Source organism: Streptomyces malaysiensis subsp. samsunensis, from assembly GCF_024519315.1.
Lineage (GTDB): Bacteria > Actinomycetota > Actinomycetes > Streptomycetales > Streptomycetaceae > Streptomyces > Streptomyces malaysiensis.
In genome coordinates, this window is sequence record NZ_JANIIC010000036.1 from 38745 (window position 1) to 54522 (window position 15778).

Annotated in this window: 17 protein-coding genes and 1 tRNA gene; 10 read left to right on the plus strand and 8 right to left on the minus strand. The window is 70.0% G+C overall.

What is annotated here, in order from left to right:
• Positions 1-40: 40 nt before the first annotated feature.
• The 5 genes from NQU54_RS27850 to NQU54_RS27870 form a co-directional block, all read right to left on the minus strand.
• The gene (locus tag NQU54_RS27850) at positions 41-1345 is read right to left on the minus strand and encodes a glycosyltransferase (RefSeq protein ID WP_257633489.1); all 1305 of its coding nucleotides are present in this window, start codon (positions 1343-1345) and stop codon (positions 41-43) included.
• Entirely contained in the window at positions 1342-1914 is a 573-nt protein-coding gene (locus tag NQU54_RS27855; protein WP_257633490.1) for an ATP-binding cassette domain-containing protein, read from the minus strand. Before NQU54_RS27855 ends, NQU54_RS27850 begins: the two co-directional genes overlap by 4 nt.
• Before the next feature lie 9 nt (positions 1915-1923).
• Positions 1924-3465, minus strand: a complete 1542-nt coding sequence (locus NQU54_RS27860; RefSeq protein ID WP_257633491.1) for an ABC transporter transmembrane domain-containing protein — start codon at positions 3463-3465, stop codon at positions 1924-1926.
• 63 nt (positions 3466-3528) lie between these two features.
• The gene (locus NQU54_RS27865) at positions 3529-3723 is read right to left on the minus strand and encodes a hypothetical protein (RefSeq protein WP_069863733.1); all 195 of its coding nucleotides are present in this window, start codon (positions 3721-3723) and stop codon (positions 3529-3531) included.
• Between the two features lie 232 nt (positions 3724-3955).
• Positions 3956-5221, minus strand: a complete 1266-nt coding sequence (locus tag NQU54_RS27870) for a PTS transporter subunit EIIC (protein ID WP_257633492.1) — start codon at positions 5219-5221, stop codon at positions 3956-3958.
• A gap of 225 nt (positions 5222-5446) precedes the next feature.
• Between NQU54_RS27870 and NQU54_RS27875 the strand changes: the two genes are divergently transcribed.
• The 4 genes from NQU54_RS27875 (at position 5447) to rdgB (ending at position 7674) form a co-directional block, all read left to right on the plus strand.
• Complete coding sequence (locus tag NQU54_RS27875; RefSeq protein WP_069863737.1) at positions 5447-5680, plus strand: PTS sugar transporter subunit IIB; 234 nt, start codon at positions 5447-5449, stop codon at positions 5678-5680.
• A gap of 87 nt (positions 5681-5767) precedes the next feature.
• Positions 5768-6499 (plus strand): ribonuclease PH, encoded by a 732-nt coding sequence (rph, locus tag NQU54_RS27880; RefSeq protein ID WP_257633493.1) that lies wholly within the window; start codon positions 5768-5770, stop codon positions 6497-6499.
• 79 nt (positions 6500-6578) lie between these two features.
• A complete protein-coding gene (locus NQU54_RS27885; protein ID WP_257633494.1) occupies positions 6579-6995 on the plus strand; it encodes a hypothetical protein in 417 nt (138 codons plus the stop codon).
• Positions 6996-7038: 43 nt separating this feature from the next.
• Positions 7039-7674, plus strand: a complete 636-nt coding sequence (gene rdgB, locus NQU54_RS27890; protein WP_069863742.1) for an RdgB/HAM1 family non-canonical purine NTP pyrophosphatase — start codon at positions 7039-7041, stop codon at positions 7672-7674.
• Positions 7675-7740: 66 nt separating this feature from the next.
• On the opposite strand, the gene NQU54_RS27895 is transcribed toward rdgB, so the two are convergent.
• Both NQU54_RS27895 and bcp read right to left on the minus strand, forming a co-directional pair.
• Positions 7741-7824: transfer RNA gene (locus tag NQU54_RS27895), tRNA-Leu, on the minus strand.
• Positions 7825-7882: 58 nt separating this feature from the next.
• Positions 7883-8350, minus strand: coding sequence for a thioredoxin-dependent thiol peroxidase (gene bcp, locus NQU54_RS27900; protein ID WP_069863744.1), 468 nt, complete (start codon positions 8348-8350; stop codon positions 7883-7885).
• 139 nt (positions 8351-8489) lie between these two features.
• Here bcp and NQU54_RS27905 point away from each other — a divergent pair, with 139 nt between their 5' ends.
• Together NQU54_RS27905 and NQU54_RS27910 are read left to right on the plus strand one after the other, a co-directional pair.
• A complete protein-coding gene (locus NQU54_RS27905) occupies positions 8490-8852 on the plus strand; it encodes a DUF3618 domain-containing protein (RefSeq protein WP_257633495.1) in 363 nt (120 codons plus the stop codon).
• Positions 8853-8972: 120 nt separating this feature from the next.
• Complete coding sequence (locus NQU54_RS27910) at positions 8973-9275, plus strand: GroES family chaperonin (protein WP_051886695.1); 303 nt, start codon at positions 8973-8975, stop codon at positions 9273-9275.
• A gap of 333 nt (positions 9276-9608) precedes the next feature.
• On the opposite strand, the gene NQU54_RS27915 is transcribed toward NQU54_RS27910, so the two are convergent.
• Positions 9609-11954: a transglycosylase domain-containing protein gene (locus tag NQU54_RS27915; RefSeq protein WP_257633496.1), complete on the minus strand. Its 2346-nt coding sequence runs from the start codon at positions 11952-11954 to the stop codon at positions 9609-9611.
• A 277-nt stretch (positions 11955-12231) separates the two neighbouring features.
• Here NQU54_RS27915 and NQU54_RS27920 point away from each other — a divergent pair, with 277 nt between their 5' ends.
• The 4 genes from NQU54_RS27920 (at position 12232) to NQU54_RS27935 (ending at position 15736) form a co-directional block, all read left to right on the plus strand.
• On the plus strand, positions 12232-13032 hold the full coding sequence (locus NQU54_RS27920) for an ABC transporter permease (protein ID WP_102934810.1): 801 nt from the start codon (positions 12232-12234) through the stop codon (positions 13030-13032).
• Between the two features lie 34 nt (positions 13033-13066).
• Complete coding sequence (locus NQU54_RS27925) at positions 13067-13843, plus strand: ABC transporter permease (protein ID WP_167504376.1); 777 nt, start codon at positions 13067-13069, stop codon at positions 13841-13843.
• 25 nt (positions 13844-13868) lie between these two features.
• Entirely contained in the window at positions 13869-14822 is a 954-nt protein-coding gene (locus NQU54_RS27930; RefSeq protein ID WP_069863753.1) for an ABC transporter ATP-binding protein, read from the plus strand.
• Between the two features lie 122 nt (positions 14823-14944).
• Complete coding sequence (locus tag NQU54_RS27935; protein ID WP_257633497.1) at positions 14945-15736, plus strand: DUF1707 SHOCT-like domain-containing protein; 792 nt, start codon at positions 14945-14947, stop codon at positions 15734-15736.
• The last annotated feature ends 42 nt before the right edge of the window (positions 15737-15778 follow it).

Genomic DNA, 15778 nt, shown 5'->3' on the forward strand with positions numbered 1-15778 from the left:
CGGTCCGTCATGGGAGCCGGCGGGCGGGCACCATGCCGGGTCAGGCGGCCCCGTCCGGCAGCTGTGCCAGTACCCGGGCGAGCATCCCGAAGTCCTCGGTCACATTGTGACCGGCGCCTCGCTCGACCGACTTCTGGTACGCGGGCAGGACCGTCTCGTAGCGGCCGCTGGCGAGGGCCAGCGTCGACTGTAGTTCGAACAGACGGGCCATGAGATGGCGATTGGCCGGTTCCTCGGCGCCCTGTACCGACCCGATCTCGTCGACGAGGGCCGAGAGCCGGCCGAGGAGCCGGCTCGACTCCAGCAGCGTGCGATAGTACGTGGCCTCCACGGTCCGTCCCGCCTCGCCGAGCAGGGCCGCGTACGTCCGCAGTGCGTCGGACTCGCCGAGCCCGAGGGCCAACTCGCACAGCAGACTCCAGGAGTCGACGATCCGCTCGGAGCGGTAGCCGGGCGGACCGGCGGGCAGGGTCTCGCCCGCATGCGCGGCCAGCAGCACGAACGCCGCGCGCAGCTCCTCCTCGGACGCCGACCGGTGGTCGAGCCCGTCTCGGACCTCGTAATACACCCACTTCGGATTGTCCGGCTCCTCGGTCCGCGCCAGCCGGTCCAGCCTGACGTACCGCTCGCGCTTGCCCCGCTGGTCGACCACTTCCGGCAGATACCCGGAGTGGTCGAAGCGGACGTCGACCTGCACCCGGGCCGGGGCGCGGCCGTCGGGGTCGTACGGGTGCTCGTGGACCCGTCCCCGGAATCGGAACGGGCCGTCCGCCCGTAGCACCCGCTGGGTATTGGTGTACACCGGGCCGCCCACGTCGGCGATGACGGGGGAGACGACGAAATTGGAGTCGGGCAGTAGGTAGTCGAGCACCGATAGTGCACGGCGGAGCCGGCCCGCGTGCGACATCGCGAGGACCTCGTCGGCGTCCACATGGCACAGCCAGCCGTCGGTGACCTCGCCGAAGGCGAGATTGCGCTGCCGGGAGAAGTCGTCGGCCCAGGGCGCGGACAGGATCCGCGCGTCGCCTCGGGCGCGCAGCGCCTGCTCGGCGGTGCCGTCGACGGACCCGGAATCGACCAGTAGACAGTGGTCGACGTCGTCGGCGAGCGCGCTCAGACAGCCGGCGATGCGCTCCTCCTCGTTGTAGGTGAGCACGACGGCGGTCACCGGGCGGGGACGGTACGAGGCGTAGCCGGCTGCCAGGTCCGCGGGGTCGGCGGAGGACAGCGGGGTGTCCGCGAGGTCCAGTGACACGGAGGTGACCAGGGCCAGGTCGGACGCCAGGCGGGAGGCGGGGATGCCTCCGGGCACGTGGACGAGATCGAGCAGGTGCGAGAACTTCATCGCGGCAGAGGGCTTTCCTGGCAGAGGTCGGACGAGGGGGAGAGGGAGTGCTCCAGGACGAACGCGCAGTCCCCGACGTGCCCATGCGAGACCATGATCTTGGTCCCCTCGACCGTCTGGAGCGCGTCCCAGATCCGGGTGAGGGTGTTCCGGTCGATGCCGCTGAACGTCTCGTCGAAGAGGTAGATCCGGGGGCCGTGCAGGACGGCGCGGGCGATCGCCAGACGCTGGATCTGGCCGCGCGAGAACCCCGCGCCGGTCTCCCGTACCGGCTCGTCCAGCCCTTCAGGAAGGCTGTCGACGACGTCCAGGAAACAGGCGACGCGGCAGGCATCCAGAACGTCGGCCGTGCTGTGCGGTACGCCCAGGGTCAGGTTCTCGCGCAGGGAGGCGGTGAGCAGGACCGGGGTCTCCGGGACGTACAGGACGTGCCGCGGCAACTCGGCCGATGGGATATGGCTGATCTCGGCGCCACCGAGGGTGATGCTGCCCTCGTATCCGGGGTGCGCGCCCGCGAGCAGGGTGAGGAGCGTGCTCTTGCCCGAGCCGTTCGCGCCGCGCAGGAGCATGCTTGCGCCCTACGGGACATCGAGGTCGAGTCCGCGGATCGTGTCCTGCCGGGCGCCGGGATGGCGGAAGTGCAGGGACCTGATCGAGAGGTCGGCGGGCTCCCGTGGCGTCTCCGCCTGCTCCGCCGGCAGCGAGAGCCGGGCGTCGTCGCGCTGCATCACCACGTCCCGGTACCGGCCCAGGGCGGCAGAGGTGCGCTGAACGGTCACCTGGAAGGACGCGACAGAGTCCATGGCGCCGAGGAAGTAGCCGGCCATGGTCAGGAATCCGAAGACCTGGCCGACGGTGAGCGCCCCGGACATCATTCGGCTCAGCCCCGCCCAGGCCGCCACCACCGTGAAGACGGTCTGACTGGCCGTCTTGATCACGGAGTTGACGTTCTCCAGACGGCCGAGCCGCGTCTCCGACTCGATTCTGCGCCGCAACGCCCTGCTCATGCGGCCGAAGGCGTAGTCGCCCCTGCCGTAACCGGTCAACTCCATGTGGCCCCGCAGGGAGTTGAGTGTCTCGGATTTGAGTGTGGCGTCCCGCTGGAGAGCTTCCGCCGCGGCGTTCCTGATGTGCGGGTAGAGGAGGACGGAGCTGAGCACGTTGACCGCGGCGGGCGGGATCAGGAACAGGAAGAGTGAGGGCCCGGTCACGAGCAGATAGCCGCCGACCGAGAGGACGACACAGATGTCGATGGCCGCCCTGACGGAGGCCGCGGTGACGAGCCCCTGAATTTCCTGCACATCGTCGATCCGGCTCACCAGGTCACCGGCTCTGCGGCTTTTGAAGTAACCGGCCGGAAGCCGCAGGAGTTTATGCAGGTAGCGTTCCGACAACTGCCGTTGGAGCGACTGGCTCAGGGCCACGATGGCGCGGCCCCGCAGATACTGGACGCCCGCTGCCGCCAGGGCGATCCCGATGAACTCGGCCGACATGACAGCCAGCGCCCGCCGCGAGCCGTCCCGCATGACGCGATCCACGGCCATCTGGACGAACAGGCTGTTCAGCAGGGCCACCAGGGCCACGACGACGGTCGCCGCCAGGATCAGCAGGAGCCGCCCCCGATGGGCGCGGACGGCCTGCCACACCAGACCCTGCGCACGGGAGGCGCGGATCCGCGCCCCCGGCGGCAGCCGCGCCATCGGCCTGTCGGTGACCAGAGCCTCCCCGTGGAAGACCTCGGCGAGGACCTCGGGCGCGACGCGCATCGGACGATGGAGCAGTGGGTCGCCGACGATGAAGTGGCCGCTGTCGGTGGCCTCGTGGACGACAACGAAGTGCCGGTCACCGTCCTCGTCCAGCAGGATGATCGTCGGTCCCGTCAGCTGTACGTCCTGCCGCAGCTGGTCGGTGTCCAGCCGGAGGAGTTCGCTGTCGACGCCGTAGCCCCGCAGGACCTCGCGCAGCCGGAGCAGATTGGAGCCGCGTTCACCGAGCCCCGTGGACTCGCGCAGGAGTGCCGCGTCGACCACGGCCCCGTGCCGCATGAGCACGGCGCGCAGAGACGCCGGGCCGCAGCCGGTGTCCCCCGACTGATGGGTGTGGTATCTCTGCCACTTCACCGAAGAACTCCTGGCGGGGGGAAGAGCGCGCCCGCCGCCGGACGGGGCGGGCGCGGATCCGTACTACAGCTTGTCGCAGCCCAGCGACTTCCAGAGCTTGTAGTAGTCGCCGTAGCTGCACCCCATAGGATTGCCGATCTGAGCGAAAATCCACTCGCACTGGGCACGGCTCGGCTTCTTGCCCTCGCCAGAGGCGGCGGCCGCCTCCTCGTCGCTGAGTGCGGCGAACTTCAGCTCACGCAGAGCTTGCAGGCTCATAGTTTCCCCAGTTTGTCGTTGGTCTAGGCCATCATTGACCTGGTCGACTGTAGGTTGAAGATTTCGGCGTGATCAAGGAGGGGATCCATGATTATGATCACTGGATCTTCCGGGTCGGAAATTGCATCTGGCAAACAGAGGACTTTCTGCGGGATTCACGGAACGGGCGCGCCGAATTCCCCGATCCGCAGTGCGGCCGGGGAATTCGGCGTGATCGAGTTTCGGGAAAGTCCTACTTGGTCTCGGCCTTCAGAATTTCTTTCAGCTCCTCGTCCGACTCGCGGCCCGGGGTTGGCAGGTTGAACTTGGTGATGGCGAAGCGGAAGATCGCGTAGTAGACGGCGCCAAAGCACAGGCCAACCAGCATCAGTCCCCATGGATTGCTTGCGATGCCCAGGTTCAGAGCCCAGTCGATCACGCCGGCCGAGAAGCCGAAGCCGTCCCGCATGCCCAGCGCCCAGGTCAGAGCCATGGAGATACCGGTGAGGACCGCGTGGATCGCGTACAGGACCGGCGCGATGAACATGAAGGTGAACTCGATCGGCTCGGTGACGCCGGTGACGAAGGACGTCAGCGCGAGCGAGAGCATCATGCCGCCGATCACCTTGCGGCGCTCCGGGCGGGCGCAGTGCACGATGGCGAGGCAGGCGGCCGGGAGGCCGAACATCATGACCGGGAAGAAGCCGGTCAGGAACTGGCCCGCGGTCGGGTCGCCGGCCAGGAAGCGCGCGATGTCGCCGCTCTTGCCGTGGTAGTCGCCCGCCTGTAGCCAGGGGAACGAGTTCAGCAGGTGGTGCATGCCGATCGGGATCAGCGCACGGTTGGCGACACCGAAGATGCCGGCGCCTATGGAGCCCGAACCCACCAACCACTCACCGAAGTTGTGCAGACCGGTACCGAGGACCGGCCAGATGTAGCCGAAGACGATGCCGAGTATCAGACCGGCGAGGGCCGCCAGGATCGGGACCAGTCGACGGCCGCCGAAGAAGCCCGCCCAGTCCGGCAGCTTGGTGCGGTAGAAGCGCTGGTAGATCAGCGCGACGGCGAGACCCATCACCACACCGCCGAGCACCTTGGCGTCGGCCGGGGCGTCCACCATGACGACCTTGCCGTCGACGGCCGTCGCCACCTTTGGCAGGCTCTTGTCGGTGAAGGTGCCGAGCACGTTCTTGAAGACCAAGTAGCCGACGACCGCGGCGAGCGCGGTCGAGCCGTCCGACTTCTTCGCGAAGCCGATCGCGATGCCCACGGCGAACAACAGCGGCATGTTGTCCAGGATCGCGTTACCGCCGGCGGCCATGAATGAGGCGATCTTCGTCAGGAAGGCGGGGAATTCCGGGCGCCCGAGCATGTCGGTGTTTCCGAGGCGCACCAGGAGGGCGGCGGCGGGCAGCACCGCCACCGGCAGCATCAGGCTGCGGCCGATGCGCTGGAGCGCGGCCATCACGCTGGCGCCCTTCTTCTTCTCCGCCGCGGGGGCGGCGCTGGCCGTCGTCACGAGTTCCTCCTGGTGAGGCGGGCTCTCAGGGGATGGGGGCGGCCCGCGCTATGGTCTAAACCACATGTGGTGTAGACCTGTTGTAGCACGTAGGGCTCCGCTACACGTAGGGGTCCGATAAAGGAATCTATCCTTCCATGTGACGGCCGACCCCCCATCCCGCATAATGGTGTAGACCATTCTCGGTTGGTTGTAACGCGGACAGCAGGACGACAGGGAGCGAACATGGCCAGCAAGGCTGAGAAGATCGTCGAGGGGCTCGGCGGCATCGACAACATCGTCGAGGTCGAGGGCTGCATCACCCGGCTCCGTACCGAGGTCAAGGACGTCTCCCTGGTCGACGAGGCGCTCCTGAAGGCCGCGGGCGCCCATGGCGTGGTGAAGATGGGCAGCGCGATCCAGGTGGTCATCGGCACCGACGCGGACCCCGTCGCCGCCGAGATCGAAGACCTGATGTGACCTGCTGAGCCTCCAGCGCCGTCCCCCGGGGCGGCGCCCGCGCCCGACGCGGACCGGGGGTCCTCGTGATGCCGATAGGCTCATCCCATGTCTCGTATCGACGGCCGCACCCCCGACCAGCTCCGCCCCGTGACCATCGAGCGCGGTTGGAGCAAGCATGCCGAGGGCTCGGTCCTCGTCTCCTTCGGCGATACGCGGGTCCTGTGCACCGCGAGCTTCACCGAGGGCGTGCCGCGCTGGCGCAAGGGCAGCGGCGAGGGCTGGGTCACCGCGGAGTACGCGATGCTGCCGCGCTCCACCAACACCCGGGGCGACCGCGAGTCCGTCCGCGGCAAGATCGGCGGCCGTACGCATGAGATCTCCCGGCTCATCGGCCGCTCGCTGCGTGCCGTCATCGACTACAAGGCGCTCGGCGAGAACACCGTCGTCCTGGACTGCGATGTCCTCCAGGCCGACGGCGGCACCCGCACCGCCGCCATCACCGGCGCCTATGTGGCTCTGGCCGACGCCATCGGCTGGGCCCGGGGGAAGAAGCTCATCAAGGCCACCCGGCAGCCGCTGACCGGCACCGTCTCCGCCGTCAGCGTCGGCATCGTCGGCGGCGTCCCCCTGCTCGACCTCTGCTACGAGGAGGACGTGCGCGCCGAGACCGATATGAACGTGGTCTGCACCGGTGACGGTCGCTTCGTCGAGGTGCAGGGCACGGCGGAGGGCGAGCCCTTCGCCCGCGAGGAGCTGAACGGGCTGCTGGACCTCGCCGTGGCGGGCTGTGACGCCCTGTCCGGAATCCAGCGCGCGGCGCTGGCCGAGGAGAGCTGACGGCGGCACCGGGCAACCGTCGGGCGGTGTTTGGCGTTTAGTCAGGTACCAGCACCGCTCCCGGGGAAGGACCCATTCCATGGCACCGCGCCACCGTCACCGCCGCACCACCGCCGTCACCGCTCTCGCCGCCGTCGCGCTCGTCGTGCCGGTCACCGTCGGCTGTGGCGCGGTGGAGAAGGCCCTGGACTGCGCCCAGCTCGCGGTCGACATATCCAACGACGTGGACAACCTCCAGGACGCCCTGACCGGTGCCGGGGTCGACCCGCAGGAGGCCGACAAGGTCCTGGACGCCCTCGGCAAGGACATCGACACGATGGACGACCGCACCGACAACGCGGACGTCGACAAGGCCGTGGACGACCTCCAGAAGGCCGTGGACAACGTCCAGAAGGCCGTGGACAACGTCCAGAAGTCCGTCGACAGCGGCGACCGCCCCGATCTGACCCCGGTCAGGGACGCGGCGGGCGAGCTGACCAAAGTCTGCACCCCCTGACCTGCCGTCGACAGCCCGGACCTCCCCTCGATAATCGAGAGCTATGCAGCACAGCACCGAGGGACACCTCTCGCACCCCCGCCGCCTGGTCCTCGCGACCCGCAACGTCTACAAGATCACCGAACTGCGCTCGATCCTGGGCGAGACCGGCCTCGATGTCGAACTCGTCGGCGCCGACGCCTATCCGGAGATCCCGGACGTCAAGGAGACCGGCGTGACCTTCGCGGAGAACGCCCTCCTCAAGGCCCACGCCCTGGCACGGGCCACCGGCCACCCCGCCATCGCCGACGACTCCGGCCTCTGCGTGGACGTCCTCGGCGGCGCCCCCGGCATCTTCTCGGCCCGCTGGTCGGGCCGGCACGGCGACGACCGCGCCAACCTCGACCTGCTGCTCGCCCAGCTGGCCGACGTCCCCGGCGAACACCGCGGCGCCCACTTCGAATGCGCCGCGGCCCTCGCCCTCCCCGACGGCACCGAGCGCGTGGTGTCCGGCCGGCTCACCGGCACGCTGCGCCGTGAGCCCGTGGGCGGCGGCGGTTTCGGCTACGACCCCATCCTCGAGCCCCACGGCGAGACCCGCACCTGCGCCGAACTGACCCCCGACGAGAAGAACGCCATCAGCCACCGCGGCAAGGCGTTCCGCGCCATCGCCCCGATCGTCCGCGAACTCCTGGGGTGAGCGCCCCCGTAGGACGCCGCGAGCCCGGCCCGCGACGAGGCGGGCCGGGCTCGCGTATGCGTGGCGTGCGGCCGGAGGGACTCGAACCCTCACGGGAGTTACCCCACTGGGACCTAAACCCAGCATGACTGCCAATTCCATCACGGCCGCTCGGCACGGTCATGGTACTGCCTGGTGACGGGGCGCCGGGGCCGGAGCCCCGGGTCCGTCACAGCCCCAGGTCTTTGATGATCTTGGCTACGTGGCCGGTGGCCTTCACGTTGTACAGGGCGCGCTCGACCTTGCCCTGTTCATCGACGATGACGGTGGAGCGGATCACGCCCGTGACCGTCTTGCCGTAGAGCTTCTTCTCGCCGAAGGCGCCGTACGCCTCCAGGGTCTCCTTGGAGGGGTCGGCGAGGAGGGTGACCTTCAGGTCCTCCTGGGCGCGGAACTTGGCCAGCTTCTCCGGCTTGTCGGGGGAGATGCCGATGACGTCGTAGCCGTGGCCGGAGAGGAATTCGAGGTTGTCGGTGAAGTCGCACGCCTGCTTGGTGCAGCCGGGGGTGAGGGCCGCGGGGTAGAAGTAGACGATCACCCTGCGGCCGGCGTGCTCGGCGAGCGAGACCTGCTTGCCGTCCGCGTCGGGAAGGGTGAAGGCGGGGGCGGTGTCGCCGGGCTTCAGTCGCTCGCTCATGGTCTGGTGCTCCTCGTGGCATCGGGCGGTACCCACCCGACATTAGCCAGCTTCTCGTCCGGGGGTGCCGTGGGGCGGGGAGCGGGGCGAGCTGACAGACTGTCCACTACGAATCATCGAGACTGACGGAGGCAGCGCGGTGTCGGATGCCAGGACCCCTGCGCAGATCGAGGCGGACATCGCCCGCAGGCGGCAGGAGCTCGCCGTGACGCTCGACGAGATCGGGGTGCGGGTGCACCCGAAGACGATCATCGGGGATGCGAAGGCCAAGGCGGCGTCCGCCGTGGACCGTACCGCCGGGCGGGCCTATGTGTCCGTCAACCGAGTGGTGACGGGCGTGCGGGGCCAGCTGGTGTCGGAGGAGGGTGAGCCCCGCCTGGAGCGGATCGTGCCGGCCGCGCTCCTCGTGGCCGGGCTGGTCGGGCTGCTCGCGCTCTCGGCGAGGTCCTCCAGGTCCGCCAAGGCGTCCCGCTCCTCGCGGTGCACCAAGCGGCACCGGTGAGGTAGGGACGCCTGCGAGGTGAGGGCGGCCGGCTCCCGCCCTGAGGCGTCATCCCGCCGTCCGGCCAGGTACGGTCATGGCGTGAGTGCGAACACGACCCATGACAAGCTGCCCATCCGAATGCTGCACGACCGCGTGCTGGTCCGCACCGACATTCCGGAGGGCGAGCGCCGGTCGTCCGGCGGAATCGTCATTCCCGCCACCGCGGCGGTCGGCAGGCGGCTGGCCTGGGCCGAGGTGGTCGCGGTCGGGCAGAACGTACGGACCGTGGAGCCCGGTGACCGGGTGCTCTACGACCCGGAGGACCGGGCCGAGGTCGAGGTCCGCGGGGTCGCCTACGTCCTGATGCGGGAGCGCGATCTGCACGCCGTGGCCGCCGAGCGGCTGGAGGGCGCGGAGGACTCCACGGGGCTGTATCTGTAGGGCTGCCCAGGGGTGCCTGCCGGGTCTTGACGCCCGCGGCGCGCTGTTCCCCTCCCCGCCCCTTCCCTCAACTGGGGCTCTGCCCCGGACCCCGGACTCCGGACCGGGGCTTCGTCCCTTCCCGCAACATCGAGATGCGGCTCCGCCGCGTGGTGGGGCTCCGCCCCAGACCCCGGGGTCCAGGGGCGGAGCCCCCTGGTAGCGGGAAGGGGCGGGGAGGGGAAAGATCCGCCGGATGCGTTCGATCGTCCGCGGCGCCGTCGTGGCCGGTCGCGCCCGCGCGGCGAAGCCGCATATCGACACCTGCCCCGCGCCCCTTCAGGGGCGCGGCCCTCAGCCGCCCACCGGGCCCCCTGGGCCGCCCGGATCCCCTGGCCCACCCGGGTCGCCGGGCCCGCCCGGACCGGGCTCGGTCGTCGGCCCGCCGGTGGGGAAGTCCGTCGGCGGGGTGGGGATCGTCGGCTCGTCCGTCGGCAGGGTCGGCGGGGTGTCGGTCGGCGCCGTGGGGACCGAGGTGTCCGGCGGGGCGTCGGTCGGGGGAGTGGTGACCACCGGCGGCTGCGAGCCCGGGGGCTGGGGGCCGGTCTGGGAGCCGTCGGGGTTGTCCGCACCGTCCTCCAGCCGAAGATCGAACTCGGCCGGTTCCTTGCCCTCCAGCGCCCCCGACGTGTATTGCGCCCAGATCTCCGCGGGGTAGCCGCCGCCGTTGATCCGCTCCAGGCCCGTCGCCCCGTACAGCGGCTTCTGCACGCCCGTATTGGAGTCCTGGCCCATCACCGCGACCACGGTCGCCAGATCCGGGGTGTAGCCCGCGAACCAGGCGGCCTTGTCCTCCTCCGCGGTGCCGGTCTTGCCCGCGGCGGGGCGCTCGGCGGCCTGGGCGGCGGTGCCGGTGCCGCCGTCGACCACGCTCTGGAGTATCGAGGTGGTGGTGTCGGCGGCGCCGCGCGGGATGGCCTGGCGGCTCTCCCGCTCCGGGAGCTTGATCCGCGCACCGTCCTTGGTGACCTCCTCGACCAGGCTGTACCGGCCGTGCTCGCCGTGGTTGGCGAGGGTCGCGTACGCCTCGGTCATGTCCAGCACGCTCGCGGTGGCGGGGCCGAGCGCGATGGAGGGGGAGGCGTGCAGATCGGGGGTGTTCCTGGGGATGCCCAGGTCGAGGGCGGTCTGCCTGACCTTGGACGGGCCCACGTCCTCGGCCATCTGCGCGTACACCGAGTTCACGGAGTTGTCGGTGGCCGTGGTGACGTCGATGTCGCCGTAGTCGACGTCGTCCTCGTTGGCCGGGGCGTAGCCGGTGGGCCCGTCCGAGCCGATGACCTCGCGCTTGTTGTCGCCGTTGTAGAGGGTGTCCGGGGTGATCGTCTGGCCGTCCTGGGTGGTGGCCCCGTAGCGCACCGCCGAGGTGAAGACAAATGGCTTGAAGGTGGACCCCACCTGGTAGTCACGGCGGGTCGCGTTGTTGACGAACTGCTTGGTGTAGTCGATCCCGCCGTAGAGGGCGACCACCTTCCCGGTCTTGGGGTCGATCGAGGCGCCGCCCGCGCGGACGTAGCGGTCCACCTTGCGGTCCGGGCTGAGCTTGCTCATCAGCCGGTCGCGCACGGCCTCCACGAAGGCGTCCTGCTTCTTCTTGTCGATCGTGGTGGTGATGCGGTAGCCGCCGCGCGCCAGGGTCTGCTCGTCGATGATCCCGTTGCTGGTGAAGTAGTCCTCGACGGCCTCGATGAGATAGCCGCGCTGGCCGGACATGCCCGAGGGGGCCTTGGCCTCGGAGGGCCCGGGGAAGGTCATCTCCTTCCGGTCGGCCCTGCTCAGCCAGCCCTTCTTGACCATGCCGTCCAGGACGTAGTTCCAGCGGGCCATGGCCCGCCCCTTGTTCTGGGGGTGGGCGACGATGTCGTAGGAGCTGGGGGCGTTCAGCAGGGTCGCCAGATACGCGCCCTGGGCGGTGCTCAGCTCGCCGATGTCCTTGCCGTAGTACGCCTGGGCGGCGGCCTGGATCCCGTAGGCGTTGCGCCCGAAGTAGCTGGTGTTGAGGTAGCCCTCGAGGATCTTGTCCTTGCTCACCTCCCGGTCCAGCTTGATCGCGATGAAGAACTCCTTGGCCTTGCGGGTGACCGTCTGCTCCTGGTCCAGGTAGTAGTTCTTCACATACTGCTGGGTGATGGTGGAGCCGGACTGCTTGCCCTTGCCGGTGGCGGTGTTCCAGGCGGCCCGGACCATCGCCTGGGGGTCGATGGCCGACTCCGAGTAGAAGTCCCGGTCCTCGGCCGCGAGCACCGCGCGCTGGATCCGCTTGGGCACCTGGCTGAGCTGCACGCTCTCCCGGTTGACGGTGCCCTCGCGGGCCAGCTGGGAACCGTCGGAGTAGAGGAAGACATTGCTCTGGGCGATGGCGGCCTTGTTGGCCGGGGGGATGTCGACGAGCAGATAGCCGGTGACGAGCCCGCCCGCGACCAGCAGGACGATCAGCAGGAAGCCCCCGAGGACCATGCGCCAGGTGGGCAGCAGACGGCGCCATCCGGTGCGCTGGGGACGCCCCTTTCTGCCCTTGGCCGGTTTGCCCTCGGGGAAGCCGTCCGAACGGTGCGGCGTGTCGTGGTTGCCATCGTCGATGCCGGGCCGGTCACCCGTTCCGGCCGCGCCGCCATCGATCAACTGGGGCTCGTCGCTCATGTCTCCTGAGACTCCTCGGCCGCCGTCGAGGGTTGTGCGGCGGCAGGATCGTGCACGGTCGGGCGATTCGCGTCGTACGCCCGATAAAACACTGTCGCATCATCCGTTCCGGGCCGAGGACGTGGCGCGCACCTGTGACTGGTCTGTGACCGGTCGAATGGATGATTCCGCTCACACCATCCGGTGAATAATGCCTGGCCGTCCCTCCCGCCACCCCACTAGGCTCCGGATTTTGGCGCCGGTCGGGCGGTGTGGTCGGGGAGGGAGGCACGGGCGGATGCGGCTGTACACGGCCGTCGCGGTCAGCGGCTTCAAACGCTACGCGACGTATAGGGTCGCCACGGTTGCCGGGGTGTTCACCAACACCATTTTCGGCTTCATCCTCGCCTACACCTACACCGCCCTGTGGGACGAGCGGCCGCACCTCGGCGGCTATGACCTCGCCCAAGCGCTGACCTTCGTCTGGCTCGGCCAGGCGCTGCTGGCGGCCGTCGCGCTGATGGGCGGGGGCTTCCAGGAGGAGCTTCAGGACCGCATCCGGTCCGGTGACATCGCCGTGGACCTCTACCGCCCCGTCGACCTCCAGCTGTGGTGGCTGGCCACCGAGCTCGGCCGGGCGCTGTTCCAGCTGCTGGGGCGGGGTGTGGTGCCGATGGCCATCGGGGCGCTGGTCTTCGAACTCCGCCTGCCCGCCTCGCCGTTGACCTGGCTGTGGTTCCTGCTGTCGGTGGTGCTCGCGGTGTGCGTCGGCTTCGCGGTGCGCTATCTGGTGTCGCTCGCCTCCTTCTGGCTGCTGGACGGGACGGGGCTGTCGATGCTGAGCGGGCTGCTGTGCCTGTTCTTCTCCGGGATGATCCTGCCGCTCAACGTCTTCCCCGGACGGCTGGGCGAGATCGCCCGCGCGCTGCCCTGGGCGGCGATGCTCCAGGTGCCCGCGGATGTCTTCCTGGAGGAGCGCCGGGGGCCGGGGCTGCTGGGGGCCTTCGCCTTCCAGGTGGGATGGGCGGTGGCGCTGCTGGCGGCAGGGCGGGCGCTCCAGTCGGCGGCGACGCGGAAGGTGGTGGTCCAAGGTGGCTGAGTCCGCCGTGGCCTCTGGGCTCCGGGCCTACGCCATGATCGTCGGGATGTGGGTGCGCTCCACCATGGCGTACCGCACCTCGTTCCTGATCATGACGGTGGGGAACCTCCTCGCGACCGGGCTGGACTTTGTCGCGATCGCGCTGATGTTCACCCACATCGGGGAGCTGGGCGGCTTCACCCTTGACGAGGTCGCCTTCCTCTACGGCACCACCAGCGTCGCCTTCGGCCTCGCCGACCTCGCGCTGGGCACCATGGGCCGGCTGGGCCAGCGGGTGCGCGACGGCACGATGGACACCCTGCTGGTGCGGCCGGTGCCGATACTCGCCCAGGTGGCCGCCGACCGCTTCGCGCTGCGCCGGCTGGGCCGGATCACCCAGGGGGCGCTGCTGCTCGGCTGGTCGCTGGCCCGGCTGGACATCGACTGGACGCTGGACCGGGTGCTGCTGATGCCGGTGATGCTGCTGAGCGGGGGTGCCATCTTCGGGGCGCTGTTCGTGCTCGGCGGCGCCTTCCAGTTCTGGGCCAAGGACGCCTCCGAGGTGCAGAACGCCTTCACCTTCGGCGGGACCACGCTGCTGGAGTACCCGCCGACGGTCTTCGGCAAGGAGCTGCTGCGGGGCGTCACCTTCGTCATCCCGCTGGCCTTCGTCAACTGGCTGCCCGCGCTGCACATCCTGGGCCGCCCCGATCCGCTGGGGCTCCCGGCCCGGATCGGCTTCGCGGCGCCGCTGGTCGCGGGCGCCTGCTGTGCGGTGGCGGGGCTGGCCTGGCGGGCGGGGCTGCGGGCGTATCAGAGCACGGGGAGCTGAACGGGGAGTGGAGGGGAGCATTGGCGTGGATGATCTGATCGAGCTCGACGGTGTCGAGAAGGTGTTCCAGGTGCGGCGCAAAGCCGGGCTGATGCGCCGTGAGCGCCGCGAGGTGCGCGCCGTGGACGGCATCAGCTTCCGGGTGCCGCGCGGCGAGATGGTGGGCTACATCGGCCCGAACGGCGCCGGGAAGTCCACCACCATCAAGATGCTGACCGGGATCCTGGTGCCCAGCGGCGGGCGGCTGAGGGTCGCCGGAATCGACCCCTCCAAGGAGCGGACGAGGCTCGCCCGCCGGATCGGGGTGGTCTTCGGGCAGCGGACCACCCTGTGGTGGGATCTGCCGCTGCGCGATTCGTACGCGCTGGTGCGGCGGATGTACCGGATCCCCGACGACCGCTACCGGCAGAACCTGGACCGGTGTGTGGAACTGCTCAACCTCAGTGCGCTGTTGGACGTGCCGGTACGTCAGCTCTCGCTCGGCCAGCGGATGCGCGGCGATATCGCGGCCGCCCTGCTGCACGACCCCGAGGTGCTCTACCTCGACGAGCCGACCATCGGGCTCGATGTGGTCAGCAAGGCCAAGGTGCGGGAGTTCCTGCGCGATGTGAACGCCGAGCAGGGCACCACCGTGCTGCTCACCACCCATGATCTGACCGATATCGAGCTGCTGTGCAAGCGGGTGATGGTCATCGACCACGGCCGGCTGGTCTACGACGGCGGGCTCGACGGGCTGCACGCGGTGGGGGAGAGCGAACGCACGCTCGTGGTCGACCTGGAGCGCGAGCTGCCGCCCATCGAGATCCCCGGCGCCCGGACGGTGCGGGTCGAGGGGCCCCGGCAGTGGCTGGCCTTCCCGGCCACCAGCAGCGCGGCCCCGATCGTCGCGGCGGTCGCCGACGGCTATCCGCTGGTGGACCTCTCGGTGCGCGAGCCCGAGATCGAGGACGTCATCGCGAGGATGCTGCACGGGGCGTAGGGCGGGGCGCGGCCAGGGCGGGGGCGCGGCGCGGACCGGGCGGGGCGCGGTGTGTGCGAGACCGGCCAGGGACGCGGTGTGGGAGAGGGGCCAGGGGCGGTGCCCGCCATTAGTCTGTCCGTATGACGAGCGCTGGTTCTTCCCAGGGGTCCAGTCCCGACCTCCCGGACCCGGCCGGGATGCGGGCCTCCGACGCCGAGCGTGAGCGGATCGCCGAGGTGCTCCGCGAAGCCGTCGCCGAGGGCCGCCTGGACATGGAGGAGTTCGAGGAGCGGCTGGGCGCGGCCTACGCGGCGCGCACCCATGGCCAGTTGGAGCCGCTGGTACGGGACCTCCCGGTGCCCGGCAGCGCCGTTCCCGCCCCGCCGTCCCCCGGTGACCACACGGGCTGGCGGGAGCGGATCGGCGGCCCCCCGACCTCGAAGTGGGCCGTGGCGATCATGGGCGGCTTCCAGCGCAAGGGGACCTGGACCGTCCCGCGTGCCTTCACCGCCTTCGCCCTGATGGGCGGCGGTGAGATCGATCTGCGCGAGGCCCGGTTCGAGGACCGCGATGTGGTGATCCGCTGCTTCGCCCTCATGAGCGGGGTGCAGATCATCGTCCCGCCGGACCTGGAGACGCATGTCGGTGGCATCGGTCTCATGGGTGGTTTCGACCACACCGGGTCCGCCGACGGGGATCCCGCCGGTCCCCGGGTGACCGTCACCGGCCTTGCGCTGTTCGGCGGGGTCGGCGTCGAGCGCAAGCTCCGTAAGGAGGAGCACAAGCGGCTCAAGGAGGAGCGCCGGCAGGTGAAGGCGGAGCGACGGGAGCAGTTGCGCGCCGAGCGCCGGGAGCTGCGGGACGCGCGCCGCGAGCGGCGGGACGAGCGTCGGCTCTCCCTGGAGAAGGACCGCCGCCGCGACGACTACTGAGCCCTTACGGGGCCCTCTCGGAGCCCGCGTGAGCCCGATTCA